The following is a 23,690-nucleotide window of genomic DNA, read 5'->3' as shown; positions in this document are numbered from 1 at the left end:
GCCACGGTCCCAAGAGCAGGCGAGCGATCTGACGACGGCTCCCACTCATGCGCTGAAACCGGACCCGACCTCGCTGGGCCGGTCCACTTCCCTCATCCGGGGCATCCGTGGCCAGACCAGCGATGGCAATCAGCCGAACGGGGCCACCGACCCGCAGGCCGACACCCCAGAGCCCGTCACGACGCCACTCACCGGACCAGCCGGGACACTCACCATCCCGGGACCCGCGACGGTGATCAACCGCCGGAGCTCCTTACATGAGGCCGTCCTCAGCGGTGGTCGACGTCGACCACGAGCGCACGGTGGTCCGACAGTGCCATCTCCCGCGCCTCGAAGCGCGCGGGGAGCGGCCGGTCGGCGAGCACGTGGTCGAGCTGCTCGACCGGCGCGTCGGCCGGGAAGGTCGTGGCCGCCGCGAGCGGGTGCAGCCCACTGACGCCCGCCGCCCGGTCGAGGCCCATGTTCAGGTCGCCGGTGAGCAGCAGCGGCCGACGCGCCCCGGAGAGGGCGCGGACCAGGTGGCGCAGCTGCCGGCCGTTCCACCAGCGCACGAACGACAGGTGGGTCGTCGCCACGGTGACCTCGCCGCCGGGCGCCCGCACGGTCGCTGCGACCGCCACCCGCGGCTCGTCGCGGACCAGCGTGGGCGCGAGCTGGCCCCGGAACCGCATCGGCACCCGCGTCGGCAGCACCGGCAGCCGGACCACCTCCCAGCCGGCGACCTCGAACCGGCTCAGCAGGGCGATGCCGTAGGCGGCGTCCTCCGGCTGCTCCCGCCCGGTGGCCGCCGTCCAGGTCGCCCCCGGGCTCCCGGCGAGCGCGGCGACGAAGCGGTGGTGCGGCGCCCCCATCGCCTCCGCCGCGACCGCGGTGAGGTCGGCGCGGCCCGACCGCTGCTGGTTGCGGTCCACCTCCTGCAGCGCGAGCACGTCCGGGTCGAGGGACCGGACGGCGTCGGCGAGCACCCGCACGTCCACGGTGTCGTCGTGCAGCGTGCGGCCGTTGAGGATGTTGAACGAGACCAGCCTCATCGCCCCGCCAGTACCCGGGAACGGGCTCGGGAAGCGGGTGCATGGACCTCCGGGGCGGGGGTACCACCCGCCCCGAGGTGATGGCGGATGGTGCACGACGACGCCTCGGCCCGCGCAGTGCGTCCTGCCGGTCCGTACGGGCAGGACGCGCTGCGCGAGGCGCTCAAGCTGGTCGCGGTCACGCTGAAGGAGGGCGAGACGCCCTTCGCGCTGGCCGGCAGCTACGGGCTGTGGGCGCGTGGTGGGCCGGAGCCCGACCACGACGTGGACTTCATGGTCGCCGAGGAGGACGCGCCCCGCGCCCGGGACCTGCTGGCCGCGCGGGACCTCGAGGTGGTCCAGCCCCCGGAGGACTGGCTGTTCAAGGTCTTCATCGACGGGGCGATGGTCGACGTGATCTTCCGGGTCGGCGGCGAGCCGATCTCCCGCAGCCGCTTCGACGACGCCGAGGTGATCGAGGTCGAGTCGGTGCAGATGCCGGTGCTCCCGGCGACGGTGCTGATGGCCGACAAGCTCGGCGCGATGGAGGAGCACGCGTGCAACCTGACCCCGGTCATCCCGGTCGCCCGCGCGGTGCGCGAGCAGGTCGACTGGGGCGAGGTCGAGCGGCGTACGGCGGACAACCCGTTCGCCGAGGCGACGCTGGGCCTGCTGCGCCGGCTCGGCGTGGTCGCCACGCCGCCGCCCGGCGGACATGCTTCCCAACCGCCGACGGCTGCGGCAAGGTGAGACAGGGCAGGGCGAGAGACTTTCCACCTCGGGAGAAGGAACGACCATGACCGACACCTCGCAGACGGGAACGACCCCCGAGGCCGACGCCCAGCCGTCGCTCAAGCGGGTCCTGGGCCCGGGGCTCCTGCTGCTCTTCATCGTCGGTGACATCCTCGGTGCCGGGGTCTATGCCGTCACCGGGCGCCTCGCCGGACAGGTCGGCGGCATCGCGTGGCTGCCGTTCCTCGTGGCGTTCGCGATCGCGACGCTGACGGCGTACTCCTACCTCGAGCTGGTCACGAAGTACCCCCAGGCAGCGGGGGCGGCGCTGTACGCCCACAAGGCGTTCGGTGTCCACTTCATCACCTTCCTCGTCGCCTTCACGGTCGTGTGCTCCGGCATCACCAGCGCGTCGACGGCGTCGGGGCTGGTCGCGTCCAACCTGCTGATCGGCTTCGGCAACGACGAGCCGGCCTCGGGCCTCGTGCTCGTCGTCGCCCTGCTGTTCATGGTCGTGCTCGCGGCGATCAACCTGCGCGGTGTCGGCGAGAGCGTGAAGTTCAACGTCGTGCTGACGCTCGTCGAGATGCTCGCGCTGGCGATCGTCATCGGCATCGGCGTCTGGGTGGTCGGTCGCGGCGACGGCGACCTGGAGCGGGTCACGGCCTTCGAGAGCCCCGACGACAAGGGCCTGTTCATGGCGGTGACCATCGCGACCGCCATCGCCTTCTTCTCGATGGTCGGCTTCGAGGACTCGGTCAACATGGTCGAGGAGACCAAGGACCCGCGGCGGATCTTCCCGAGGATGATGCTCACCGGCCTCGGCATCGCGGTCGTCATCTACATGCTGGTGGCGGTCGCCGTCATCGCGGTGCTGCCCGCCGGTGACATCGCCGAGCCCAGCAGCGAGGCCGGCGTCCTCATCGACGTGGTCAAGATCGGTGCGCCGGACCTGCCGATCGACGACATCTTCCCGTTCCTCACCGTCTTCGCCGTGGCGAACACCGCGCTGATCAACATGCTGATGGCCAGCCGGCTGGTCTACGGCATGGCCCGCCAGGGCGTGCTGCCGCCGGTGCTGGGCAAGGTGCTGCGCGGGCGCCGCTCGCCGTACGTCGCGATCGCCTTCACCACCCTGCTCGCGCTGGGCCTGATCACCTATGTCCGGCTCGCGTCGGAGTCGACCATTGTCGCCTCGCTGGCCGGCACGACCTCGCTGCTCCTGCTCGCGGTGTTCACCATCGTCAACGTCGCCTGCCTGGTGCTACGCCGCGAGGAGCGGCCCGAGGCCTTCCGGGCGCCGACGGTGGTACCGGTGCTGGGCGCGGTGTTCTGCGCCTACCTGCTCGGCCCGTGGGCCCGCCTGGAGGCCGACATGGTGCAGTACAAGATCGCGGCCGGCCTGCTCGCGATCGGCATCGTGCTGTGGGCGGTGACCCGGTTCCTCCACAAGCCCGAGGGCGGCCACTTCGCCGACATCGACCACCTGGGCGCCGACCCGGACGACTGACGCCCGGTCCACGGGTCAGCGCCGGATCGGCGATGGGGCGTCCCGCGCCGTACCCTTGGGGGGTGAGCACCCTTCCGTCCCTCGAGCAGTTGCACGCCATCGGCGCGAAGCAGCAGCCCTCCTACGACGACCCCGCGGCCCTCGCGGCCGTCGTCGAGAGGCTGCGCACGCTTCCCCCGCTGGTCTTTGCGGGCGAGTGCGACGAGCTCAAGGCGAAGATCGCGGCCGCCAGCCGGGGCGAGGCCTTCCTCCTCCAGGGCGGGGACTGCGCGGAGACCTTCGCCGACGCGACCGCCGACAACACCCGCAACAAGCTGCGCGTGCTGCTGCAGATGGCCGTCGTGCTGACCTACGCCGCGTCCGTGCCGGTGGTGAAGGTCGGCCGCCTCGCCGGCCAGTACGCCAAGCCGCGCTCGTCCGACACCGAGACCCGCGACGGGGTCACGCTGCCGGCCTACCGCGGCGACGCGGTCAACGGCTTCGACTTCACCCCGGACTCCCGGCGCCCCGACCCGCAGCGCCTGCTCGACGTCTACCACGCGTCCGCGTCGACGCTGAACCTCGTGCGCGCGTTCACGACGGGCGGCTACGCCGACCTGCGCCAGGTGCACACCTGGAACTCCGAGTTCGTGCGCAACAGCCCCGTCGGCCAGCACTACGAGGCGATGGCGGCGGAGATCGACCGCGCGCTGACCTTCATGAAGGCGATCGGCGCCGACCCCGACGAGTTCCACCGGGTCGACTTCTACTCCTCCCACGAGGCGCTCCTGCTCGAGTACGAGCACGCGATGACGCGCATCGACTCGCGCACCGACAAGCCCTACAACGTCTCCGGCCACATGGTCTGGATCGGCGAGCGCACCCGGCAGCTCGACGGCGCGCACGTGGAGTACTTCAGCCACATCAGCAACCCGATCGGGTGCAAGCTCGGCCCGTCCGCGACCGCCGACGACGCCCTCGCCCTCGCGGCGCGGCTGAACCCCACCAACGAGCCCGGCCGGCTCACCTTCATCACCCGCTTCGGCGCGGGCAAGATCCGCGACGGCCTGCCGCCGCTGGTCGAGAAGGTCACCGCCGAGGGCGTCGACGTGGCCTGGGTCTGCGACGCGATGCACGGCAACACCTTCGAGGCGTCCAACGGCTACAAGACGCGCCGCTTCGAGGACGTGCTCGACGAGGTCATCGGCTTCTTCGAGGTCCACCGCTCGCTCGGCACGGTCCCGGCGGGCATCCTCGTCGAGAACACCGGCGACGACGTCACCGAGATCATCGGCGGCGGCGAGGAGCTCGACGAGCAGGGCCTGGCCCACCGCTACGAGTCGGTGGTCGACCCGCGCCTCAACCGCGTCCAGTCGCTCGAGCTCGCCTTCCAGGTCGCCGAGAACCTGCGTCGCAAGTGATCGACCTCCGCTCGGACACGGTCACCCGGCCGACCGCGGCCATGCGTGCCGCCATGGCCGCGGCCGAGGTGGGCGACGACGTCTACGGCGAGGACCCGACCGTCCGTGCGCTCGAGGAGCGGGTCGCCGGCCTGTTCGGCCACGAGGCCGCGCTCTTCACGCCGACCGGGTCGCTGGCGAACGTGCTCGCGGTCGCCGCGCTGGTCGGTCCCGGGCAGGAGGTACTCTGCGAGGCCCGGGCGCACATCGCCCGCGCCGAGCTGGGCGCGCACGGAGCCGTCACCGGGCTCACGATGCGCACGTGGTCGGACCCGCGTGGGCAGGTGGACCTCGCCGCGATCAGTGACCTGCTCGCCCCCGACCTCGGCCCGTTCTTCGTGCGCACCACGGCGATCTCGGTCGAGAACACGCACAACTTCGCCGGCGGCACCGTCGTCCCGCTCGACGACCTCGCCGCCGTCCGGCGCTTCGCCGACGACCACGGCGTCGGCGTGCACGTCGACGGGGCCCGGATCTGGAACGCCCACGTCGCGACCGGCACCCCGCTCGCCGACTACGGCCGGCTGGCGGACGTGATGGCGGTCTGCCTCTCCAAGGGCCTCGGCGCCCCGGCCGGCTCGCTGCTGCTCGGCCCGGCCGACGTGGTCGCCGAGGCGCGGGTACGACGCAAGCGGCTCGGCGCCGGGATGCGCCAGGTCGGCATCCTCGCCGCTGCGGGTCTGCACGCCCTGGACCACCACGTCGACCGGCTGGCCGACGACCACGCCCACGCCCGGCTGCTGGCCGAGGCCGTCGGCGTCGACCCGGCGACCGTCGACACCAACATCGTGGCACTCGAGTGCGCCGACGCCCCGGGCCTGGTGGCCCGGGCCCGCGAGGCGGGGGTGCTGGTCGGCGCCGTCGGCGCCCGCACCGTGCGGCTGGTGACCCACCTCGACGTGGACCGCGGCGACGCCGAGTCGGCCGCGCGGGTGCTCGCCTCGCTGCTGGCCTGACGCCGCAGCCGGTCAGGCCGGTGCGCCGAGGAAGCGGACCTCGCTGATCGCGGTGTAGTCGCGCCCGTTGTCACCGCGCCCCGGGGCGGTGACCTGGACGAGGTGGATCCGGATCGTCCGGGTCGCGATGGGCCCGACCTGGGCCATCTGCATGCGGCGGTCGTCGGCGAGCTCCTGGGTGACCCGGGTGCCGTCGTCGAACTCCCACTGCACGGCCCGGACCCGGCGGTTGGCGCGGTACCAGTTGTCGGGGCCGTCGATTTTCGCGTAGCCGTTGATCATGCCGACCTCGGTCAGCACGACCTCCTGGCCGAGGTCGAAGGTCAGCGTCGTTCCTGTCCCGTCACCGGGCATCCGCCACGACGTGCGGGCCTCGCCGTCCCACATGTTGCGCGGGAGGAAGCGGACCGGCCGGTTCTGCCGGTCGCGGCTCGGCGGCGCGACGCCCGGCACCTCGGCCGAGACGCCCGAGGTGAGGTCGACGACGTCAGCGGGGTCGGGGGCAGGCGCCGGATCCTCGGTGCCGGAGGCGTCCGGCTGGGCCGGCTCGCTGGTGCCGGCGGACGGGTCCGTCGCGCCGACAGTGCGGCGGGCGTCACCCCGGTCGTCGGCGCGGTCGTCGCCGTCGTCACCGCCCAGCAGCAGCCAGCCACCCAGGCCGGCGACCAGCGCGAGCACCACCACGGCCGCGACCCACGGCAGCCAGCCGGGGGTGGAGCGCCGCGGCGCGGGAGCGCCGTGGGCGGGCGCGACGAACGGGGGTGGACCGGCCGGCGGCGGACCGGACGGCGGCGGACCGGACGGGCGCGGTCCCGGAGGGACCGGGCGAGCGGCCACCGTCGGCGCCGTACGGGTCGGCGCGTCGTCGGCGTACAGGGGGTAGCGCGCGGCCGGCGGCACGTGGCTCACCGGCGGCGGGACGACCGGGCCGCGGGGCTCCGGCGCGCGCTCGGTCACCGGCGCCGGGGGAGCACCGGGGGCGGGCGCCGCCTCGGGGTGTCGGCCGGGCACGGGCCTGCCGCAATTCGTGCAGAACCGCCCGACCCCGAGCTCGTGCCCGCAGCTGGTGCAGTAGGTCGGGGTGGTCATCTCGCGGGTCACCGTACCCCGACCGCGCCGCGGACCGTGGAACGGAACCGCTGTCGGGGTATCAGCCGGCCGCGGCGGCGCGCCGGCAGGCCTCCGCCTCGATGTCCTCCAGGTCGTGCTCGAGCACCTTGCGGCTGCGGTCGTAGCTGAAACCGCCGAACATCGCCCAGACGGCGCGCGACACCGGCGAGCGGTGGCTCATCTCGACCGTCGTGGTCATCGCCAGCCGGGTGCGCTGGCGGTCCGGCGTCGGGGTGAGGCGGTACGACGTGCGGATGACGTCGTCGCCCACCTCGGCCTCGACCACGGTGCGGACCGGCGCCTGGGCCTCGACGACGTGGAGCTCCTCCGGGCCGCGGTGCCCGAACAGGGTGCGCCGCTCGCGCCAGGTGGTGCCGACGTCGTAGCCGCCGTCGGTGAGCACCTCGCTGTCGTGGACGCTGCGCAGCACCTGGTCGGCGTGGCCGACGTCGGTGATGACTTCCCAGACCCGCTCCGGTGGCGCCGGGATGGTGGTGTGGACGTGGATGACGTGACCGGCCATGGCGACTCCTCAGGGACGACGAACCCCCCGTCCTCCATGGTGCGCCGGGTCGGCGCCGAGCGCCAGTGGGGGCGTCCGGCCGGGTGCGGCTAGACGGCGAGGTGGGTGACCTCGGCCTCCACCTTGCGCCGCGGGAGCGCCTCGACGACGAGCATCGCCGTCAGCACCATCAGCCCGCCGACCGCCATCCGTGCGGTGACCTGCTCCCCGCCGAGCAGGACGGCGAAGAACGCGGCGAACACCGGCTCCATGCTCATGATGATCGCGCTGCGGGTGGGCGGCAGGTGCGACTGCGCCCAGGTCTGGGCGAGCATCGCCGCGGCACCGGCGACCAGCGCCATGTAGACCAGGGACACCCAGTCCGCGCCGCGGTCGGGCAGCACCACGCCGCGCTCGCCGGTCACCAGCGCGGCTGCCAGGCAGATCGCTGCGATGACCAGCACCTGCAGGATCGACATGCCCAGCGCGTCCGACGCGGTGGACCAGGCGCCGAGGCCGACGATGTGCGCGGCGTAGAGCAGCGCCGCGACGAGGGTGATCGCCTCGCCGTAGCCGATCGAGAAGCCGTCGAGGGTGAGTACGCCCAGGCCCGCGGTCGCCAGCAGGACCGCCGCCCAGGTCAGGCCGTTGATCCGCGTGCGCAGCACCACGGCGGCGAGCACCGGCGTCGCGACGACGTAGAGGCCGGTGATGAAGCCGGACACGCTCGCCGGCGTGTGCGCGAGCCCGGCGGTCTGCAGGATCTGCGCGACGCCGTACAGCGCGCCGAGCACCACCGCCCTGCGGCGCACCTCGGGGGAGAGGCCGGCGACCGCGCGCGGAGCGACGAGCACCATCGCGGCGCCGGCGACGAGGAAGCGCACGGCGAGGAAGTCGACCGTGGGCACCCGGTCGAGCAGGTCCTTGATCAGGAAGAACGTCGAGCCCCACGACGCGGTCATGGCGAGCAGCGCCAGGGCGGCGAGCAGGGAGGTACGGCGGGCGCCGCGGTCGGTCACGGTCGCCGCCTCAGACGACGTAGAGGATGATCGTGCTGCCCTTGCGCACCCGGGCGCCCGAGCCGGGCTCGGTGTCCCACGCGACCTGGCCGCTGAGGTAGATCGACGCCCGCTCCTTCTTCACCTTGAAGCCGAGGTCCTCGAGCTTCTCGACCGCGGAGGAGGTGGACGAGTAGCGCACCGAGGGGACGGTGACCAGCTCGGGTCCCTTGGACACCACCAGCTCGACCTCGTCGCCCTTGTAGAGCGTGCTGCCGGCCTTGGGGGTGTGGCTGATGACGTGGCCCTGCGGCACGTCGTCGCTGTACTCGGTGTCGACGACCTTCACCTGCAGCCCACGCCCCTCGAGCGTCTTCTCGAGCTTCTCGGCGTCGCGACCGGCCCAGCTGCCGACCTTGATCGGCTTGCGTCCCTTGCTGACCACGACGGCGACCGCGGTGTCGACGGGCAGCGCCTTCGCGGCGTCGGTGCCGAAGGCCGGGCGGCTTCGGATGACCCGGCCCTTCGGCACGGTCTCGGACCAGCGCTCGACCTGGCGGCCGAGCACCATCCGCACCTCGGCGAGCGACTGCTCGGCGTCCTCCACGGTCAGCCCGGCGAGGTCGGGGACGTCGTAGACCTCCGGGCCGAGCGAGACGGTGAGGGTGACGTCGTCACCGGGCAGGATCCGCTCGCCCGGGCGGGGATCGCTGGAGACGACGTGCCCGGCCGCGACGTTGTCGGAGTGGACCTCCTCGATCGTGGCACCGAGGCCGGCGTCGTCGAGCTTCGTCTCGGCAGCGGCCTGCTCGAGGCCGACGACGCCGGGCGTCGAGGTGTAGCGGCCCCAGCCGAACCAGTAACCGCCGGCGCCGAGGCCGGCCAGGACCAGGGCGACGACGAGGGCGAGCACCAGGCCGCGGCGGCTGCGGCGTCCGGGCCCGTGGGCACCCGCATCGCCGTGGCCGTCGGGTCCGTCATGGTCGCCGGCCGGCCCGGGACGGGCGGCCACTGCTGCGGGGGCCGCCCCCTGGCGCGGGCGACGCGCGGTGCGCTCCGCCGGGGACGCGGCGGACGCCGGGATGACCGAGGTCCGCTCGCCGTCGGCGTCGCGGGCGGCGGTGCCCGCCCGGGGCGCGGTCGACGCCGGCAGCAGGCCTGGCGCCTGGGCCAGCAGCGAGCCGACCGGCTCGGGCGTGGTGTCGCCGTCGACCGAGCGTGCCGACGGCAGCAGGTCGGCGACCAGCTCGGGGTCCTCGCGGACCCCGTCGTGCAGGGCCTGGGCGACCCGGTGCACGTGGTGCAGCAGCACCGTGGCGTCGGCCGGGCGCAGGCTCGGGTCGCGGGTGGTCGCCCGGGCGACCAGCGCGTCGACGTACGCCGGCAGGCCGGGCACGACCGAGGACGGCGGCGGCACGTCGTGGTGGACGTGGCGGTAGGCGACGGCGATCGGCGTCTCGCCGGTGTGCGGCTTGGTGCCGGTCAGCAGCTCGAAGAGGATCACGCCGGCGGCGTAGACGTCGGCACGGGCGTCCGCACGCTGCTCGACGACCAGCTCGGGCGCGAGGTAGGAGACGGTGCCGATCAGCACGCCATTGGTCGCGGTGTGCTGGGTCTCCGCGCTGACCGCCTTGGCCAGGCCGAAGTCGGCGACCTTGATCCGCCCGTCGTCCGCGATCAGCACGTTCTCCGGCTTCACGTCGCGGTGGATCAGGCCCGCACGGTGGGCCGAGCCGAGCGCGGAGAGCACGGGGTCGAGAATGGCCAGCGCCCGCTCGGGCGACATCGGCGCTTCCTTGGTGATCGTGTCGCGCAGGGTGTGGCCGGGGACGTACTCCATGACCAGGTAGGTCGTGCCGTCGCCGGCCTCGTCGCGGCCCTGGTCGTAGACCGCCACCACGTTCGGGTGGGACAGCCCGGCGGCCGCCTTGGCCTCCCGCACGAAGCGGCGGGCGAAGGAGTCCTCCTGCGTCGTGGCGTCCCCGAGGCCGGGGTGCATGACCTTCACCGCGACGGTGCGGTCCAGGCGGGTGTCGACGGCCTCGTAGACGCTGGCCATGCCGCCGCGGGCGATGCGCGGCCCGACCCGGTAGCGGCCGTCGAGCAGGCGGCCGCTCAGGTGGTCCTCGGTCCGGGAGGTGCCCGCGGGGTCGCCACGCCGCGCGGCCGCCTCGCCGCGGGCACGCTCGTCCTTGTGCACAGCGACCCTCCTGTGCGGTTCCTCTGGACCGGCCGGGGAAGTGGACCGGAACGGCCATGGTACGGCGCCGGGCCACGCTCGCCGGGCGGCCACGCCGGTGTGATCCTCGACCGCCCGGTGGGGGAAGATGGGTGCATGAGCGACGCACCGCTGGCCGAGCAGGACCTGTCCGTCCTCGTCGAGGAGTGGCTGACCTGGGACGAGGCGGCCGCGCAGATCGGCGTGACGCCCGCCAAGGTGCGCACCATGGTGCGCGACCACCAGCTGGCGGCCGCCGTCCCCGCGAAGGGCCGGCCGCAGGGCATCCCGGCGCTCTTCATCGTCGACGGCGAGCCGGTCAAGGGCCTGCCGGGCCTGCTGACCGTGCTGCACGACAACGGCTTCGACGACCGCGAGTGCATCGCGTGGATCTTCCTCGACGCCGACCTCCCGGGCCGCCCGATCGACGCCCTGCGCGAGAACCGCGGCGCCGAGGTGAAGCGGCGCGCCCAGGCGCTCGCCTTCTGAGGCCGAACCCGGTGCCGCGCCCCGGGAGGCGGACCAGCCAGGTCCTCTCGACCCTCGTCACCCTCCTGCTGCTCGCGGGGCTGTGGTGGCTGCAGTCCCAGGGCGACGACGAGGACGGCGGCACCGCCCGCGAGGACTCCAGCGCGGTCGCCACGCCGACGGACGGTGCCCGGTCCCCGACCTCGTCCGTCGACGAGCACGGGCTGCCGTACGTCGACCTCGCCGACCTGCCCCGCGAGGCCGCCGAGACCGTCGACCTGATCGACGCCGGCGGACCGTTCCCCTACCCGCGCAACGACGACCAGACCTTCGGCAACTTCGAGGGCCTGCTGCCGGACCGGCCTCGCGGCTACTACCGGGAGTACACCGTCGAGACGCCCGGGCTCAGCCACCGCGGCGCGCGGCGCATCGTCGCCGGCGACGGGGGAGAGCTCTACTGGACCGAGGACCACTACCAGTCCTTCGAGCGGATCCGGAGGTGACCCCGTGAGCGGTCTCGCTGCCGTCCTCGCCGGCCGGCACGCCCCGGGCGTGCACCGCTGGGACTCCGCGCTCGACGTCGTCGACGTCGAGCACGCGGTGGAGCACGCCGGCTGGGCGTTCGGGTACGTCGACGGCGCGGGTCTCGAGGAGCTGCCCGCCGTGCTGGACGCGATCGGCAGGGCGCTGGTGCTGCCGGAGCACTACGGCCGCAACCTGGACGCCCTCAACGACTGCCTGCGTGACCTCGGCACGCCGACGGTGCTGCTGTGGGACGCCTGGGGCGGCTTCGCGCACGCCGACCCGCGGCGCTTCGCCGTGCTCGTCGAGGTGCTCGGCAGCCGGGCCGACGACGACCCGGCCGTCGAGGTGCTGCTGCGCGGGCCGGGACCCGCGGACGTCGTACCGCTGCTGGACTAGTGGCTGACTGACCGCTGACCGCTGACCGCTGACCGCTGACCGCTGACCGCTGACCGCTGACCGCTGGCCGCTGGCCGCTGGCTGACTAGCGGGTGCGGCGGGTGGCCGCGGTGGCGAGCTGCTCGAGCACCTCGCAGGCCCCGGCGTCCCAGCCCTCCTCGGCCTGGCCGGTGCGCAGCGCGCCGACCGCCGTGGTGGCGAGGTCGGCGATCATCGTCTCGACCTGCTCGCGGGCGCCGCTGGTGTCGATGATCCGGCGCAGCTCCGCGACGGCGTCCTCGTCGAGCGCGGTGCCGAGCGCGGCGTCGAGCCGGGCGGCGTCGTCGGCACCGGCGCCCTGCAGCGCGAGCGCGACCAGCACGGTGCGCTTGCCCTCGACCAGGTCGTCCCCGGCCGGCTTGCCGGTGGTGGCCGGGTCACCGAAGACGCCGAGCAGGTCGTCGCGCAGCTGGAACGCCTCACCGAGCGGCAGGCCGAAGGCGGTGAGCCGCTCCAGCGTCGCCGGCCCGGCGCCGGCCAGGGCGGCGCCGACGTGCAGCGGCCGCTCGATGGAGTACTTCGCCGACTTGTAGCGCAGCACGGTCGTGGCCTGCTCGACGGTCGCGCGCCCGCGCGCCTGCACCGACACGTCGAGGAACTGGCCCGCGATCACCTCGGAGCGGCACAGGTCGAAGACCTCGAGCGCGGGGCCGACCCGGTCCCAGCCCAGCCCGCAGCGCCGGACCAGCTCGTCGGCCCACGAGAGCAGCAGGTCGCCGAGCAGGATGGCCGCCGCGGCGCCGTACTGCACCGGGTCGCCGCGCCAGCCGTCGGCGCGGTGCTCGGCCTCGAACCCACGGTGGGTCGCCGCGCGGCCGCGGCGGGTGTCGGAGGCGTCCATCAGGTCGTCGTGGACCAGCGCGCTCGCGTGCAGCAGTTCCAGGGCCGCCGCGGCGCGCAGCACGGCGCTCGCGTCGTCACCGTCGGGCACGCCTGCGACGGCGGCGTAGCCCCACTGGCAGAAGGCGGCGCGGAAGCGCTTGCCGCCCGACACGGTCGCCCGGGCCTCGGTCAGCAGTCGCGACGCGTCGGCGCCCAGCGGTGCCAGCCGGTCGGCCTGCTCGGCCAGGAAGGCGTCGAGCGTGGCCTGGACGCCCGCCCGGAAGGAGGTCGGGTCCCACCGCTGGTCGGTCACCCGGCCAGCCTAGTGACGGTATCCACCTGCGAGATGATGGGGTGGCGACAACCTGTTCCACCTACACTGCGGCCCATGACGACAGGTGCAGGGCGTTCGCTCGGCGAGCTGATCCGCGAGGGCGGTCGCTCGTTCTCCTTCGAGTTCTTCCCGCCGAAGGACGAGGCCGGCGAGGTCCAGCTCTGGGACGCGATCCGCGCGCTCGAGCCGTACCGCCCGACCTTCGTCTCGGTGACCTATGGCGCCGGCGGCAGCACGCGGGACAAGACCGTCGCGATCACCGGCCGCATCGCCCGGGAGACCTCGCTGATCCCGATGGCGCACCTGACCTGCGTCGGCCACACCCGCGGCGAGCTCGAGGCGATCCTCGACGCCTACGGCCGCGAGGGCGTCAACCACGTGATGGCGCTGCGCGGCGACCCGCAGGAGGGACCGCGCGCCGAGTGGACCCCGACCGACGGCGGCCTCAACTACGCGATCGAGCTCGTCGAGCTCGCCCGCTCGCGCGGCGACTTCCGGGTCGGTGTCGCCGCGTTCCCGGAGGGCCACCCGTCCGCGGAGTCGCTCGACGCCGACGCCGACGTGCTCGTCGCCAAGGCGCGGGCCGGTGCGGAGTTCGCGGTCACCCAGATGTTCTTCCGCGCCGAGGACTACTTCGGCCTCGTCGACCGGGTGCGCGCCCGCGGCGTGGACATCCCGATCCTGCCGGGCATCATGCCGATCCTGAACCTCAGCGCGATCCGCCGCCAGGGCGAGCTGATCGGCACGAGCGTGCCGCAGCCGGTCGTCGACCGGATCAGCGCCTACGACGGCGACCCCGCGGCCGTGCGGGCCGAGGGCATCCGGCTCGCCGCCGAGCTGTGCGACGAGCTGCTCGTCGGCGGCGCGCCGGGGCTGCACTTCTACACGCTCAACCGGTCCAAGGCGACGCTCGAGATCTTCGAGGCGCTGCAGATCACCGTCTGACCGCCTCACCGCGCCGCACCGTGGTCCGGCCGGGGGCTCCCGCTCAGGCGGGGCCGACCAGCCCGGCGACCAGCGCGGCCGACTGCGTCGCGAACGGGACCCCCGCCCCCGGCGCACCGTGCGCACCGGCGAGGTAGACCCCGGCCACCGGCGTGGTCGGCCCGAGCCGGCTGCGGACGGTGCCCCGGCCCTGCCACAGCACGCCCAGCGGCGAGCCGTTCCAGTGCTGGACGAGGTCGCGAGGCGTGAGGTCGACGCGGGTGACGACGTGGTCGCGCACGTCGAGCCCGTGCCGGGCCAGCGCCACGGTCATGTCCTCGGCGATCTTGCCGCGCCCGTGCAGGGTCCACGCCGTGCCGCCCTCCGGCGCGGAGACACCGGGGCGCACCGAGATCATCGGCTCGGCGTTGAACACGACCTCGTGCTCCAACGGCGGGACGTCGCCGGTCAGGCCGAGGTGCGTGACGACGGGCGGGAGGGCCGGCATCGTCTTCTGCACGTGGCCCGCGAGCGCGGGCAGCCGGCGCGGGTCGACGGCGACCACGACGACGTCGGCGTCCGCATCGCCCTCGCTGGTGCGCACCGCGACGGCGCGGCCCCCGCGCACGACCACGTCGGCCACCTCGGTGCCGGTGCGCACGGTGACCCCACGGGTCGCCAGGCGCGCCTCCAGGAGGTCGGCGAGCCGGCACATGCCGCCGGGCACGCGCCACCCGCCGAAGGTCTGCTCCAGGTAGGAGCCGACGCCGACCCACGACGGCACGTTGCGCAGGTCGTGGCCCTCGGCGCGGGGGAGGTGGCCGGCCACGAGGGCCAGCCGCTCGTCGCGGAAGTCGTGGCGCAGCCGCTTGTGCAGCGTCTCGCGGATGGCGAAGAGGTCGTCGAGCTCCTTGGGCAGGCTGCGACGGTCCGCAGGCTCTGCCGGTGCCTCCACGTAGTGACGGCGCAGGACGTCCCACACCGCCCCGTAGAGGTCGACGTGGCGCGCCCACACCTCGCCCAGGCCTGCGCCGAGCTCGTCGAACGCCGCGATCTGGTCGGCCCGCGAGCCGCCCGGCAGCCGGACCGACGTGCGGTCCTCGAAGCGGTGCTCGCGCAGCACGGCGACCGGCTCGAGCTCCCCGGCCAGCTCCTTCTCCAGGGGCCGGCCGGTCTTGCGGAACAGGTCGCGCAGCGCCGCCGGGACCAGGGTCGTCGCCGGCCCGCCCTCCCAGCGGTAGCCGTCCTGCTCGACCGGCGCGAGGGCACCGCCCAGCCGCGGGCCCGCCTCGAGCAGCGCGACCTGGTGGCCCTGCTTGGCCAGCCGGGCCGCGGTGGCCATGCCGCCGAGGCCTCCGCCGACGACGACGACCCGCGCCACTACTCCACCTCGACGGGGGTCGCGCCGGTCATGGCCAGCAGCTCGTCGTACGACGTGGAGAAGACGGCAGCCGGGTGACCCGCGGCGGCCCACACGACGTCGTACCGCTGCAACCAGGTGTCGAGGTAGGTCGGGACCGGTGCCGGGTGCGCGATCGGCGAGACGCCACCGATCACCTGGCCGGTGTGCTCCTTCACGAAGTCCGGCGAGGCGCGGCGCAGCTTGCCGCGCCCGATCCGCTCGGCGGTGAGCTTCGTGTCCACGCGGTGGTCTCCCGAGGTGAGGATCAGCACGGGGGATCCGTCGGCCTCGAAGAGCAGGCTGTTCGCGATCGCGCCGACCTCGCAGCCGAGTGCCTCGGCGGCCAGTGCGGCGGTGTGGACGGAGTCGGGCAGAATGACGATCTCGCCCCGTCCGCCGCGGCGCTGGTGCTCCGCGCGGAACCGGGCGATCGAAGGATGCTCGGCCGACATGGGGCAGACCCTATCGAGGCCGGGACGGGCTGATGCAGGAGGAACGGATGACCAAGCGACCACCGGCCGTCGACGCGGCGTGCTGGCTGCTGTGGCTCCTCGTGGCCGCTGGCCTCGCCGTGTGCGTGATGGTCCTGGTCAAGCGCGACGACCTCGGGGCCGTGTGGTCCCCGATGCAGGTCGGCGACAGCACCGTCCAGCCCGTCGAGTTCGTGCCCGTGATCCTCGTGCTCTACGGCACGACCGCCGTCATGGCCGCGACCCTCATCGCGCTCTACCGCGGTGGCCACAACTGGGCGCGCCACTTCCTGGCGATCATCGTCTTCGGCGTCTTCCTCGTCACCGTCGCCACCGTGCGCACCGAGCCGCCGGCCCTGGTCGAGTGGGCCGCGATCGCGGGCGCCGTGATCTGCTCGGTCACCCTCGTCTTCCTCTGGCACCCCCAGAGCTGGCACTACATGCGCCTGCACAGCGAGTACGCCGAGGAGGCGGTCGAGCCGCCGGAGGCCTCCCTGCGGACGAGCCGGTCGTCACGTTCGTCCGACGCGGCACAGGAGGCCGGCGCGGCCTCCTGAGCGGCACGCCCGGGCGCGACCCTTGACGTTGCGTCGGAGCGCGGGTGTATCTTCGAGGTGTTCGAACACGTGTTCGAACGGCACTCGAAGGAGAACACCGTGGCACCGTCCTTCCCGCTCGGTCCCGACACGCTGCCGGCGACCACGCACAACTACCTGCTCCGCTCGGCCGAGTCGCTCAGCGAGGCCGTCGCCGCGGTCGACGTGGCGACCCGCTACGCCTGCGCCCACGTCGCCGCCCTCCGCGCCGCCGCCGCGCTCCTGTCCGCGCGGGCCCGGCCGACCGCGACCCGCCGCCGCGCGCAGAAGAACGCCTGGGTGCTGCTCGCCGAGGTCGCGCCCGAGATGGGGGAGTGGGCGACCTTCTTCGCCGCCGGCGCAGCCAAGCGCGCCGCGGCCGAGGCCGGCTCCTCCCGTGCGGTCACCGGCCGCGAGGCCGACGACCTGGTCCGCGACGCCGACCGCTTCCTCGCCCTCGTCGAGCAGTCCCTGGGCCTCACCCCGCACGCGCCGGTCGGCGTGCGGGTGGTCGACCGGGCCGCGGGGTGAGTGACCGCTAGTGTTCGGGGCATGGCCACTCGCGAGCAGCGCGGTTCGGTGCGGACCGCCGTCGTCTGGGACGCCCTCGAGGCGGCCCTGGCCGGCGGCCCCCGGGACGTGGTGGACCTCGGCGGCGGGACCGGCGGCTTCGCCGTCCGGCTGGCCGAGTCGGGCCACCGCGTGCGGGTGGTCGACCCGAGCCCGGACGCCCTCGCGGCGCTCGCCCGTCGGGCCAAGGAGGCCGACCTCGACGTCGTCGGCCTGCAGGGCGACGTCACCGACCTCGTCGACGTGGTCGGCGCCGGGTCCGCCGACGTCGTGCTCTGCCACGGTGTCCTCGAGGTGGTCGACCCGTCCCTCGCGCTCGCCCGGATCGGCGAGGTGCTGCGCCCGCAGGGCCTGCTCAGCCTCGTCGTCGGCCAGCGCCACGCGGCCGTGCTCGCCCGCGCGATGGCCGGGCACTTCCAGCAGGCGCTCGGCCTGCTCGACGACCAGTCGGCGGTCGACGGCCGCACGGGGCGCCGGTTCACGGCCGGCGAGCTCGAGGCCCTGCTCGCCCCGGCCGGCTTCGTCCCCACCGCGATCCACGGCGTCCGGGTCTTCGCCGACCTCGTGCCCGCCGCCCTCGTCGACATCGAGCCCGGCGCCGCCGCGGCCCTCGTCGAGCTCGAGCGCGCCGTCGCGGACCGCGCCGAGTACCTCCCCCTCGCGACCCAGCTGCACCTCCTGGCGACCCGCGGCTGAGCCCGTGCCCCGACGGGGTGCGGAGCCATGACCGGGGCGTGGGACCCGGCACCCCCGCCGACGTGCCCGATCCTGCACGTCGACATGGACGCGTTCTACGCGTCCGTGATGATCCGCGACCGCCCCGAGCTGCACGACGTGCCCGTCGTCGTCGGCGGCGGGCACCGGGGCGTGGTGCTCTCGGCGAACTACCCCGCCCGCCGGTTCGGCATCCGCTCCGGGATGTCCGGCACCGAGGCCCACCGCCTGTGCCCGCACGCGGTCACCATGCCGCCCGACTTCGCCGTGCTCACCCCGGTGTCGAAGGCGATCATGGAGACCTTCCGCACCGTCACGCCCGTCGTCGAGGTGACCTCCCTCGACGAGGCCTTCCTCGACGTCCGCGGCGCCGGTCGCCTCTTCGGCACCCCCGAGGCCATCGCGGAGCGGCTGCGCTCCCGCATCCGCGCCGAGCACGGCATCACCTGCTCGGTCGGCATCGCCGCGACCGTCTCCGTCGCCAAGCTCGGCAGCCGCCTCGCCAAGCCCGACGGCGTGCGAACCATCGCGCCCGAGCGCTTCGCCGCCGAGGTGCACCCCCTCGACGTCGGTGTCCTCCATGGCGTCGGCCAGGCCACCCGCCGGCGCCTGCACCGGCTCGGCCTGGTGACCGTCGGCGACGTCGCCGCCCTCCCCGTCGACCAGCTGCGCCGGATGCTCGGCGGCCACCTCGGCAGCCACCTGCACGCCCTCGCCCACGGCACCGACCGCTCCGAGCTGCATCCCGGCGGCGCCGGCGTCTTCGGCTTTGGTGAGGGCGACCCCGAGGGGAGCATGGGCTCCCAGCACACCCTCGCCGTCGACATCAGCGACCGCGCTCGCCTGCACCGCGAGCTGCTCCGCCTCGCCTCGCGCGTCACCGCGCGGGTCCGCGCCGCCGGCCGCGTCGGCCGCACCGTCGCCCTCACCGTCCGGTTCAGCGACTTCAGCACCCTGCACCGCTCCCGCACCCTCCGTGAGCCCACCGACGTCACCCAGGAGGTCTACGACACCGCCGTCACCCTGCTCGACGCCGTCCTCGACGCCCTGGCCCCGCGCCGCCCCGCCGTCCGACTCCTCGGCGTCCGTGTGGAGGGCCTGCGCCGGCTCCGCGACGGCGACAGCCGCCAGCTCGCCCTCGACGAGCGCGACCCCGGGTGGCCGGACGCCGACCGCGCCGTCGACCGGGCCGCCGACCGGTTCGGCGCCGCCGCCGTCCGCAGGGCCAGCCTGCTCACCTCCGCCGACTCCGCCCCACGCCCTCCGGGATGGCCCGTTCAGGCCATCCGCTGAGGTCCGCCCGGACCGTCTGGCAACGGATTTTCGGGGTAGCCCTACCCCGGCAGGAGTTGCCTGCCTACACTTGGAGGACAGTCAGCGACGACGTGTCGGAGGAACCGGTGCCACTCTCAGAAGAGGAGCTTCGCCTGCTCGAGCAGATGGAGCGGGCGCTCAGCGAGGAGGACCCGAAGTTCGCCTCGACGCTGCGCGGAACGACGCAGCGCCTTGCGGCACGCCGCCGCGCCATCCTCGCCGGCATCGCCTTCGCCGCCGGCATCGCCGTGATGATGGGCGGCGCGGTCAGTGGCTACTGGCCCGTCGGCGTCGCCGGCTTCGTCGTGATGCTCGGCTCCGCCACCGTCCTGCTCTCCGCCCTCCGCGGCCAGCGCACCGGCGGCACCCCCGACCCCCACGTCGCCGCCCACCCCTCGGGCTTCGGCGTCGTCGACGGCGGTCGCTCCCGCGGCGGCCGCTCCTCCTCCGGCTTCATGGACACCCTCCAGGCCCGCTGGCGCCGCCGCCGCGAGCGCGGGGGCTGGTAACCGGCGCGAGCGTGTCGGCTGTCAGCCGATACCGCACGGGCACTCGCTGGCGCTCGGCCCGCGGGTAACGGCTGACGCGGCTTCGCCGCGGCCGCCACGCTGCCGCGCACGCAGTTGCCTTCCGTAGGTGACCACCTCCGCCCGGCGGCAAGCCCTGCGTACGCGTCCTCGTGGTGGCTCTCCGTGCCCGTCCTCACGACGAGGTGTGAGGGTTTGCGCCGCGAAGTGTGACGCTTCGGGCCGCCAGGTGTGACGGTTCGTGTCGCGAGATGCGTTGCTTCGCGCGACGAGGTGCGGGTTGTGGTTGCACGAGGTGCGGGTTGTGGTTGCACGAGGTGCGGGTTGTGGTTGCACGAGGTGCGGGTTGTGGTTGCACGAAGTGCGGGTTGTGGTTGCACGAAGTGTGGGTCGTGGTGCCCCTTGCCGGATCCGGGTGCGTCGTTCGTAGCCACGAGCGACACCTCGCACCGCCATTGCTGACACCTCGCGCAGCCAACCCTCACACCTCGCGCAGCCAACCCTCACACTTCGCGGGGCCAACCCTCACACCTCGCGGTGGGTCAGGGACGGCGCCAGGTGGACCAGACGGAGCGGGGGAGCCACTGGGCGCGGCGGCGGGCGCGGGGGGTGACGCCGGCGGAGAGGGAGGCCGTGACCAGGGCGGCGTCGGACTCCGTTGCGGTGCGGTCGGCCACGGCGACGGCCGAGCGGGAGCCGGGGCGCGCGTAGCGGGTGCGCTCGACGGTGTCGACCAGCCGCTCCAGGGCAGCCGTGGCCTCCGGAGCCTCGAACGGGCCGGTGCGCGGGCGCTCGACCGGCTGGGCGTCGGGGTCGGCGAGGTGGTCGACGAGGACCGCGCCGACCTCGCGGGGCGAGCGGCCCTCGGGCCAGGGGATGCCGAGGTCGAGTGCCGTGGCGCGCAGCTCGGCCCACAGTTCGTCCGGACCGCCCCCGAGGCGGGAGCGGCGTGCGCTGCCGCGCACCGAGCGCGGGCCGAGCAGCAGCACGGCGAGCAGCACGAGCAGCACGGCCACGGTCACCCCGATCGCGACGTTGCGGCCGGTCTTGCTGCTCGTGCCGGTCGTCGTGCCGGTCTCCGTGCCCGCGGGCTCGGTCGGCCGGTTCGCCCCGGGCACCGGGGCGGCGGAGCTGGTGCCGCCGGTGTCGGTCGGCTGGCTGGCGGCGCCGGTGTCCTCGTCGCCGGAGCCGGGCGTCGAGACCCGGCTGTACGCCGGCACCGAGGTCGCCCTGCCGGCCGGGGTCGGCTCGAAGCGGACCCAGCCGGCACCGGAGAAGTAGAGCTCCGGCCAGGCGTGCAGGTCGTGGCTGCTGTAGACGAACTCGTTCGGTCCCACCTGCTCCGGCTCGAGGAAGCCGATCGCGACCCGCGCCGGGATGCCGAGCACGCGCGCCATGACAGCCATCGCCGACGCGAACTGCTCGCAGTAGCCGACCCGACCGCCCGGGGCGAGGAAGCCCTCGAGGGTCGCGTTGCCGGCACCGCTCGGTGCGCGGCGCAGGTCGTAGCGGAAGCCGCCGTCCTGGCGGAAGAAGCGCTGCAGCATCACCGCGCGCTGGTAGTCGTTGGACGCCGGCGCGGTGACGCTGCGGGCGAGGTCGCGCACCAGGGCCGGTACGGCGGAGGGGAGCTCGAGCAGCTCGTCGGGGACCGCGCCGGTGGACGCGTCGCGGAAGTAGCGTCCGTCCGTGCCGTAGTGCGGGGCGACGGCGGTCATCGAGTAGTCCATCCCGCGGGTGTCGAGGTCGTCGTCGGCCGCGAGGAAGTCCATCGTGCTCGGGTCGAAGCGCCAGTCGCCGTCGGCCCGCACCGCCGCTGCCGGGAAGCTCGTCGGCAGCCACGTCGAGTCGAGCTGCTCGGTGACCTGGACCCGGTAGTCGTACTCCGTGCGCGGCACCTCCTGCGCCAGCCCGACCGGCGGCGGCAGCGCACCGCTCGCAGTGTTGCCCGACGGCACGTCGCGGTCGCCGCTGCTCCACTCCGCCCCGGTGAACCGGTTCAGCACCGAGATGCGCAGGTACGACGGACGGGGGTCGTCGGTCACGACCCGGACCATCGCGACGTCCTCGCCCCGCTCCAGGTCGCGGCGCATGTCGGCGATCGGCTTGCGGATCTGGATGTTCCCGCCGCCGCTGCCGCTGCCGAGGTCGAACAGGTCGGTGCCCAGCACCGGGACGAACGCCGGCACCACCAGCGCGAGCGCGGTCGCGGTGAGGCCGATCCGCCCCGCACCCGCGCGCGCCGCCTCCCGCACCGGGTTGCCGTGGCCCCACGGCGAGTTGTCCTCCGGTCCCAGCGAGCGCCCCCAGCGCAGCAGGCTGTCGCGGGCGTCGAGGTGCAGCATCAGCAGGAAGCCGAGGGTCGTGACGACGAAGCTGCCCCAGCCCGGTCCGTCCTGGAGCAGCCCGCTCGGCACCGAGTAGACGGCCAGCAGGGCCAGGCCCGCACCCGGGACCCGGCCGAAGGTGAAGGCGACCGCGTCGACGAGCAGCACGAACACCACGCCGGAGACGACCAGCAGCGGCCAGAGCGGCGGCACGTCGGGGCTGATCGGCGCGGCGTAGGTCCGTGCCGTGTCCACGGCGACCGACAAGGCGTTGCCCAGCGCGGAGAAGGTCGCGCCGTCCGGGACCGCCGACCCGGTGACCTGCCACGCGACCACCGCCCACGCGACGACGAGCTGGGCGAGCAGGGTCAGCCAGCGCGGCGAGGCCAGCGAACGCAGCCCGGCGCCGGTCACCACGATGGCCAGCCCGGCCACCCCCACGCGGTTGAGGTACGACGGAGGGCGGGTCACGAAGCCGTGCCACGCGGTCAGCGCGACCCAGGTCGTGGCGAGCCCGATCAGGCCCAGCGCGAGCGCGGCGCGGAAGGAGGGCGTGCTGCGGGCGGCGCTCATGCGCGCAGCCCTCCTCGCGACGGGGCGCGTCCGAGGTCGCGCCAGGCGGCGTCGAGCCGGTCCCGCGGGCCGACCCCCGCCGCGCGCCAGCCCATCGCCAGCATCGGCTCGGCGGCGGCAGCGGGGCCGAGGCTGGTGCGGGACGAGGACCACTGGTCGACGTCGAGCACGACGGCGAGGGCGACGCCGGCGTCGTGGCGGATCCGCCGCAGTGCGCTGGTGTCACCCGCGACGTGGGCGCCGAGCAGGGCGACCACGACGCCGCCGCGGGCCTGGTCGCCGGACCAGGTCGTGTCGAGCGAGGGTGCTGCGGTGAGGCCGAGGACGGCGAGCTGGCGCAGGGACTGCTCGGCGCCGTCGGCCTCGGCGCCGGTCGCGGTGGCCAGCTGCACGGCGTACCCGTGCTTCTCGAGGTGGACCACGACGGAGGCGGCCGCGACGACGGCGGCCTCGAAGCTGGAGGCGGGCCCCTGTCCGCGGTGCGCGTGCGCGCGGTTGTCGATGACGACGGTCGCGTGCGCCTCCCAGGGCTGCTCCTCGCGGCGCACCATGAGGTCGCCGACCCGGGCCGAGCTCCGCCAGTGCACGCGCCGCAGGTCGTCGCCGCGGCGGTACTCCCGGACGCTCACGTCCTCGGCCGAGCCGGACGCGAAGGCCTGCGGCCGGTGCTCGCCCGCGCCCTGCCACCCGCCCGAGAGAGGGATGGCCGGCAGCGGCAGGACCCGCGGGGTGACCACGAGCTCGGCGGTGCCGCCGATCTGGCGGCGCCGCTCGACCAGCCCGAACGGGTCGGTGATCCGCACGACCAGCGGGCCGACCTCGAACCGGCCCCGCACGTCGGAGCGGACGGGGTAGGTGACCGTGCGCTCCCAGCGCTGGCCCAGGCCCTGCAGCACGAAGCGCGGCCGGCTGCCCAGGGCGTAGGGGAGGGAGTCCTCCACGAGCAGGGGGCCGTCGGCCCGGCGCCGGTCGCTGGCGATCGCGAGGTCGATCCGCGCCGTCTCCCCGGCGCGGAGCAGGCGTGGCCACACGGTGCGGGTGACGGTCGGGTCGTGCTTGCGGCGGCTGACGAAGAGCGCGGCGACGACGGGGAGCGCGAGCACGAGGACGCCGACGCGGGTCAGCGCAGGCTGCCCGAACACGACCGCGCACACGATCGCGGTGACCCCGGCGGCGAGGAACGCCCGGCCCCGGAGGGTCAGCGAGGAGAGCGAGGGGCGCGGCATCGTGGGGGA

Annotated in this window: 23 protein-coding genes; 13 read left to right on the top strand and 10 right to left on the bottom strand. The window is 74.4% G+C overall.

The window, feature by feature from the left end:
• Positions 1–269: 269 nt before the first annotated feature.
• On the bottom strand, positions 270–1,031 hold the full coding sequence (locus NOCJ54_RS0118435) for an endonuclease/exonuclease/phosphatase family protein (protein WP_028656669.1): 762 nt from the start codon (positions 1,029–1,031) through the stop codon (positions 270–272).
• A gap of 87 nt (positions 1,032–1,118) precedes the next feature.
• Between NOCJ54_RS0118435 and NOCJ54_RS26855 the strand changes: the two genes are divergently transcribed.
• The 4 genes from NOCJ54_RS26855 (at position 1,119) to NOCJ54_RS0118415 (ending at position 5,647) form a co-directional block, all read left to right on the top strand.
• Positions 1,119–1,760 (top strand): hypothetical protein, encoded by a 642-nt coding sequence (locus NOCJ54_RS26855; RefSeq protein WP_051486050.1) that lies wholly within the window; start codon positions 1,119–1,121, stop codon positions 1,758–1,760.
• A gap of 46 nt (positions 1,761–1,806) precedes the next feature.
• A complete protein-coding gene (locus tag NOCJ54_RS0118425; protein ID WP_028656668.1) occupies positions 1,807–3,252 on the top strand; it encodes an APC family permease in 1,446 nt (481 codons plus the stop codon).
• A gap of 62 nt (positions 3,253–3,314) precedes the next feature.
• Complete coding sequence (locus tag NOCJ54_RS0118420) at positions 3,315–4,652, top strand: class II 3-deoxy-7-phosphoheptulonate synthase (protein ID WP_028656667.1); 1,338 nt, start codon at positions 3,315–3,317, stop codon at positions 4,650–4,652.
• Positions 4,649–5,647, top strand: a complete 999-nt coding sequence (locus tag NOCJ54_RS0118415; RefSeq protein ID WP_028656666.1) for a threonine aldolase family protein — start codon at positions 4,649–4,651, stop codon at positions 5,645–5,647. Before NOCJ54_RS0118420 ends, NOCJ54_RS0118415 begins: the two co-directional genes overlap by 4 nt.
• A 12-nt stretch (positions 5,648–5,659) precedes the next feature.
• Here NOCJ54_RS0118415 and NOCJ54_RS0118410 read toward each other — a convergent pair whose 3' ends face one another.
• The 4 genes from NOCJ54_RS0118410 to NOCJ54_RS0118395 form a co-directional block, all read right to left on the bottom strand.
• Positions 5,660–6,736 carry a zinc ribbon domain-containing protein gene (locus NOCJ54_RS0118410; protein WP_157514960.1) on the bottom strand — a complete coding sequence of 359 codons (1,077 nt, stop codon included), beginning with the start codon at positions 6,734–6,736 and terminating at the stop codon, positions 5,660–5,662.
• 61 nt (positions 6,737–6,797) lie between these two features.
• Complete coding sequence (locus NOCJ54_RS28535; RefSeq protein ID WP_051486048.1) at positions 6,798–7,280, bottom strand: SRPBCC family protein; 483 nt, start codon at positions 7,278–7,280, stop codon at positions 6,798–6,800.
• Between the two features lie 89 nt (positions 7,281–7,369).
• Positions 7,370–8,278 carry a DMT family transporter gene (locus NOCJ54_RS0118400; RefSeq protein ID WP_028656664.1) on the bottom strand — a complete coding sequence of 303 codons (909 nt, stop codon included), beginning with the start codon at positions 8,276–8,278 and terminating at the stop codon, positions 7,370–7,372.
• A 10-nt stretch (positions 8,279–8,288) separates the two neighbouring features.
• Entirely contained in the window at positions 8,289–10,457 is a 2,169-nt protein-coding gene (locus NOCJ54_RS0118395) for a Stk1 family PASTA domain-containing Ser/Thr kinase (protein WP_051486046.1), read from the bottom strand.
• 135 nt (positions 10,458–10,592) lie between these two features.
• Here NOCJ54_RS0118395 and NOCJ54_RS0118390 point away from each other — a divergent pair, with 135 nt between their 5' ends.
• From NOCJ54_RS0118390 to NOCJ54_RS28530, 3 genes are read left to right on the top strand one after another with little or no spacing between them, the layout of a single operon-like run.
• Positions 10,593–10,964 (top strand): Rv2175c family DNA-binding protein, encoded by a 372-nt coding sequence (locus NOCJ54_RS0118390; RefSeq protein ID WP_028656662.1) that lies wholly within the window; start codon positions 10,593–10,595, stop codon positions 10,962–10,964.
• 11 nt (positions 10,965–10,975) lie between these two features.
• On the top strand, positions 10,976–11,446 hold the full coding sequence (locus NOCJ54_RS0118385) for a ribonuclease domain-containing protein (protein WP_036518616.1): 471 nt from the start codon (positions 10,976–10,978) through the stop codon (positions 11,444–11,446).
• A 4-nt stretch (positions 11,447–11,450) separates the two neighbouring features.
• On the top strand, positions 11,451–11,864 hold the full coding sequence (locus tag NOCJ54_RS28530) for a barstar family protein (RefSeq protein WP_051486045.1): 414 nt from the start codon (positions 11,451–11,453) through the stop codon (positions 11,862–11,864).
• 85 nt (positions 11,865–11,949) lie between these two features.
• On the opposite strand, the gene NOCJ54_RS0118375 is transcribed toward NOCJ54_RS28530, so the two are convergent.
• The gene (locus NOCJ54_RS0118375; RefSeq protein WP_028656660.1) at positions 11,950–13,038 is read right to left on the bottom strand and encodes a polyprenyl synthetase family protein; all 1,089 of its coding nucleotides are present in this window, start codon (positions 13,036–13,038) and stop codon (positions 11,950–11,952) included.
• Positions 13,039–13,113: 75 nt separating this feature from the next.
• On the opposite strand from NOCJ54_RS0118375, the gene metF reads away from it, so the two are divergent.
• Complete coding sequence (gene metF / locus NOCJ54_RS0118370) at positions 13,114–14,004, top strand: methylenetetrahydrofolate reductase [NAD(P)H] (RefSeq protein ID WP_028656659.1); 891 nt, start codon at positions 13,114–13,116, stop codon at positions 14,002–14,004.
• Positions 14,005–14,047: 43 nt separating this feature from the next.
• On the opposite strand, the gene NOCJ54_RS0118365 is transcribed toward metF, so the two are convergent.
• Entirely contained in the window at positions 14,048–15,364 is a 1,317-nt protein-coding gene (locus NOCJ54_RS0118365) for a phytoene desaturase family protein (RefSeq protein WP_028656658.1), read from the bottom strand.
• Positions 15,364–15,837: a YbaK/EbsC family protein gene (locus NOCJ54_RS0118360; RefSeq protein ID WP_028656657.1), complete on the bottom strand. Its 474-nt coding sequence runs from the start codon at positions 15,835–15,837 to the stop codon at positions 15,364–15,366. Before NOCJ54_RS0118360 ends, NOCJ54_RS0118365 begins: the two co-directional genes overlap by 1 nt.
• Before the next feature lie 47 nt (positions 15,838–15,884).
• Here NOCJ54_RS0118360 and NOCJ54_RS0118355 point away from each other — a divergent pair, with 47 nt between their 5' ends.
• The 5 genes from NOCJ54_RS0118355 to NOCJ54_RS0118335 all read left to right on the top strand — a co-directional run bounded on the left by NOCJ54_RS0118355 (position 15,885) and on the right by NOCJ54_RS0118335 (position 19,537).
• The gene (locus tag NOCJ54_RS0118355; protein WP_028656656.1) at positions 15,885–16,412 is read left to right on the top strand and encodes a hypothetical protein; all 528 of its coding nucleotides are present in this window, start codon (positions 15,885–15,887) and stop codon (positions 16,410–16,412) included.
• A gap of 99 nt (positions 16,413–16,511) precedes the next feature.
• Positions 16,512–16,961, top strand: a complete 450-nt coding sequence (locus NOCJ54_RS26840; RefSeq protein ID WP_051486052.1) for an SAV_6107 family HEPN domain-containing protein — start codon at positions 16,512–16,514, stop codon at positions 16,959–16,961.
• Between the two features lie 21 nt (positions 16,962–16,982).
• Positions 16,983–17,696, top strand: coding sequence for a methyltransferase domain-containing protein (locus NOCJ54_RS0118345; RefSeq protein ID WP_028656655.1), 714 nt, complete (start codon positions 16,983–16,985; stop codon positions 17,694–17,696).
• Between the two features lie 27 nt (positions 17,697–17,723).
• The gene (gene dinB, locus NOCJ54_RS0118340; RefSeq protein WP_028656654.1) at positions 17,724–19,007 is read left to right on the top strand and encodes a DNA polymerase IV; all 1,284 of its coding nucleotides are present in this window, start codon (positions 17,724–17,726) and stop codon (positions 19,005–19,007) included.
• Positions 19,008–19,114: 107 nt separating this feature from the next.
• The gene (locus tag NOCJ54_RS0118335) at positions 19,115–19,537 is read left to right on the top strand and encodes a DUF3040 domain-containing protein (RefSeq protein WP_028656653.1); all 423 of its coding nucleotides are present in this window, start codon (positions 19,115–19,117) and stop codon (positions 19,535–19,537) included.
• A 560-nt stretch (positions 19,538–20,097) separates the two neighbouring features.
• Here the strand turns inward: NOCJ54_RS0118335 and NOCJ54_RS0118330 are convergent.
• Both NOCJ54_RS0118330 and NOCJ54_RS0118325 read right to left on the bottom strand, forming a co-directional pair.
• On the bottom strand, positions 20,098–22,455 hold the full coding sequence (locus NOCJ54_RS0118330) for a transglutaminase family protein (protein WP_028656652.1): 2,358 nt from the start codon (positions 22,453–22,455) through the stop codon (positions 20,098–20,100).
• Positions 22,452–23,681 (bottom strand): DUF58 domain-containing protein, encoded by a 1,230-nt coding sequence (locus tag NOCJ54_RS0118325; protein WP_028656651.1) that lies wholly within the window; start codon positions 23,679–23,681, stop codon positions 22,452–22,454. The genes NOCJ54_RS0118330 and NOCJ54_RS0118325 overlap by 4 nt, the downstream gene beginning before the upstream one ends.
• Positions 23,682–23,690 lie beyond the last annotated feature (9 nt).

The sequence above is a fragment of the Nocardioides sp. J54 genome (assembly GCF_000519005.1).
Lineage (GTDB): Bacteria > Actinomycetota > Actinomycetes > Propionibacteriales > Nocardioidaceae > Nocardioides.
Note: the sequence above shows the minus strand (reverse complement) of the source record. Positions and strands in the feature narration are given on the sequence as shown.

What these genes read in the sequence shown, in the direction of transcription:
- NOCJ54_RS0118435 (WP_028656669.1), bottom strand. Translation starts at nt 1,031, where the DNA reads ATGAGGCTGGTCTCGTTCAACATCCTCAACGGCCGCACGCTGCACGAC.
- NOCJ54_RS26855 (WP_051486050.1), top strand. Translation starts at nt 1,119, where the DNA reads ATGGTGCACGACGACGCCTCGGCCCGCGCAGTGCGTCCTGCCGGTCCG.
- NOCJ54_RS0118425 (WP_028656668.1), top strand. Translation starts at nt 1,807, where the DNA reads ATGACCGACACCTCGCAGACGGGAACGACCCCCGAGGCCGACGCCCAG.
- NOCJ54_RS0118410 (WP_157514960.1), bottom strand. Translation starts at nt 6,736, where the DNA reads ATGACCACCCCGACCTACTGCACCAGCTGCGGGCACGAGCTCGGGGTC.
- NOCJ54_RS28535 (WP_051486048.1), bottom strand. Translation starts at nt 7,280, where the DNA reads ATGGCCGGTCACGTCATCCACGTCCACACCACCATCCCGGCGCCACCG.
- NOCJ54_RS0118390 (WP_028656662.1), top strand. Translation starts at nt 10,593, where the DNA reads ATGAGCGACGCACCGCTGGCCGAGCAGGACCTGTCCGTCCTCGTCGAG.
- metF (WP_028656659.1), top strand. Translation starts at nt 13,114, where the DNA reads ATGACGACAGGTGCAGGGCGTTCGCTCGGCGAGCTGATCCGCGAGGGC.
- NOCJ54_RS0118360 (WP_028656657.1), bottom strand. Translation starts at nt 15,837, where the DNA reads ATGTCGGCCGAGCATCCTTCGATCGCCCGGTTCCGCGCGGAGCACCAG.
- NOCJ54_RS0118355 (WP_028656656.1), top strand. Translation starts at nt 15,885, where the DNA reads ATGACCAAGCGACCACCGGCCGTCGACGCGGCGTGCTGGCTGCTGTGG.
- NOCJ54_RS0118345 (WP_028656655.1), top strand. Translation starts at nt 16,983, where the DNA reads ATGGCCACTCGCGAGCAGCGCGGTTCGGTGCGGACCGCCGTCGTCTGG.
- dinB (WP_028656654.1), top strand. Translation starts at nt 17,724, where the DNA reads ATGACCGGGGCGTGGGACCCGGCACCCCCGCCGACGTGCCCGATCCTG.
- NOCJ54_RS0118330 (WP_028656652.1), bottom strand. Translation starts at nt 22,455, where the DNA reads ATGAGCGCCGCCCGCAGCACGCCCTCCTTCCGCGCCGCGCTCGCGCTG.
- NOCJ54_RS0118325 (WP_028656651.1), bottom strand. Translation starts at nt 23,681, where the DNA reads ATGCCGCGCCCCTCGCTCTCCTCGCTGACCCTCCGGGGCCGGGCGTTC.